Here is a 1,210-nt window from a genome sequence, read left to right as displayed (position 1 = left end):
GCGGAATAAATATCTTTAGTTACTTTGTTATTTAAGCGAATGCCATTGACCGTTTGCGTGCCGGGCATAGTAACTCAGAAAATATAGTCGCGCCCTTGCTGGCAAATGTTGCTATTCCCTAAGGAGCGAGGATTTAATAATAACTACCACGAAAGGCGCGAAAAACACGAAAGTATGGGTAAAAGAGATTTTCATAACAAATTATATTCATGAGTTCGCCAACATCGACAAAACCAATACGCTTAAGCTATAGACACATTTATATATTGTCTACTAAACGCGGTTTAGGCTTTATGCTATTACTCACCTTGTTATTATTAATTGCTTTTATTTACAATAATAACCTGGTCTATTTGCTTTGCTTTTTGCTTGCCAGCCTGTTTTTTATTACCATCTTACATACGGTAAATTCATTGCAAGGTTTGCGTGTCAAAGCAGGGCAGAGTGTAGATATATTTGCCGGCGAGCTAGCTGAAAATATCTTGATAGTTGATAACCCAGATCGTACAGATCACTATAGTGTACAGTTTGGGTTGGGTTGGGTAGGGAGGTTATGCAGCTTGTTGATATTAAGGTCCAACAAAGTCAGCGTATCAGTCTGGCGCAACGAGCTAAAAAGCTCGTGGCTGGTTTGTGACTAGCAATCCAGTTATTTCCAGTTGTTTTCCGTTTGGATTATTTCGTGCCTGGCATCGTCTAAATCTGGATATGAAAACTCTGGTTTATCCGCGCCCAAGTGTACAAGATTGCCCTCTACCTGAAAATGATAGCGGACACGGGGAGCAGGGTAGTCGCCAGAAAGGCCAGGATGATTTTTATGGTTTACAGGATTATCAGCATGGTGATGGAGTCCGGCATATTCACTGGCGGGCACTAGCTAAAGGGCAAGGTCTGTTTATCCGGCAATATACGGGAGCACAGAATTCTGAAATCTGGCTGGATTACGAGCAAACCATGGGCGCGGATCAAGAAGAGCGTTTAAGCCAGATGTGTCGTTGGGTGCTGGATGCTGAAAAGGCAGGAGTGGAATATGGGTTTAGGCTGGCAGGATTAATAATCGAACCTAATCGCGGAGATGATCACTCTAAACAGTGCCTCAAGGCATTAGCATTAGCGTAGAGCGGACTTTAGAGACTGTGAAAGTATGTGCTTTTAGCCTCCCCCCTTGAGAAGGGGGGATTGAGGGCAATGGCATTCGCTTAAATAACAA

Annotated in this window: 2 protein-coding genes; both read left to right on the top strand. The window is 43.1% G+C overall.

The window, feature by feature from the left end:
• Positions 1-266 precede the first annotated feature (266 nt).
• Positions 267-641 (top strand): hypothetical protein, encoded by a 375-nt coding sequence (locus CDZ78_RS20640; protein ID WP_140414277.1) that lies wholly within the window; start codon positions 267-269, stop codon positions 639-641.
• Positions 634-1,119 carry a DUF58 domain-containing protein gene (locus tag CDZ78_RS20635; RefSeq protein WP_087871610.1) on the top strand — a complete coding sequence of 162 codons (486 nt, stop codon included), beginning with the start codon at positions 634-636 and terminating at the stop codon, positions 1,117-1,119. Before CDZ78_RS20640 ends, CDZ78_RS20635 begins: the two co-directional genes overlap by 8 nt.
• The last annotated feature ends 91 nt before the right edge of the window (positions 1,120-1,210 follow it).

This window comes from Bathymodiolus platifrons methanotrophic gill symbiont, assembly GCF_002189065.1.
GTDB lineage: Bacteria > Pseudomonadota > Gammaproteobacteria > Methylococcales > Methylomonadaceae > Methyloprofundus.
This window is presented reverse-complemented; position numbering and strand designations above follow the sequence as displayed.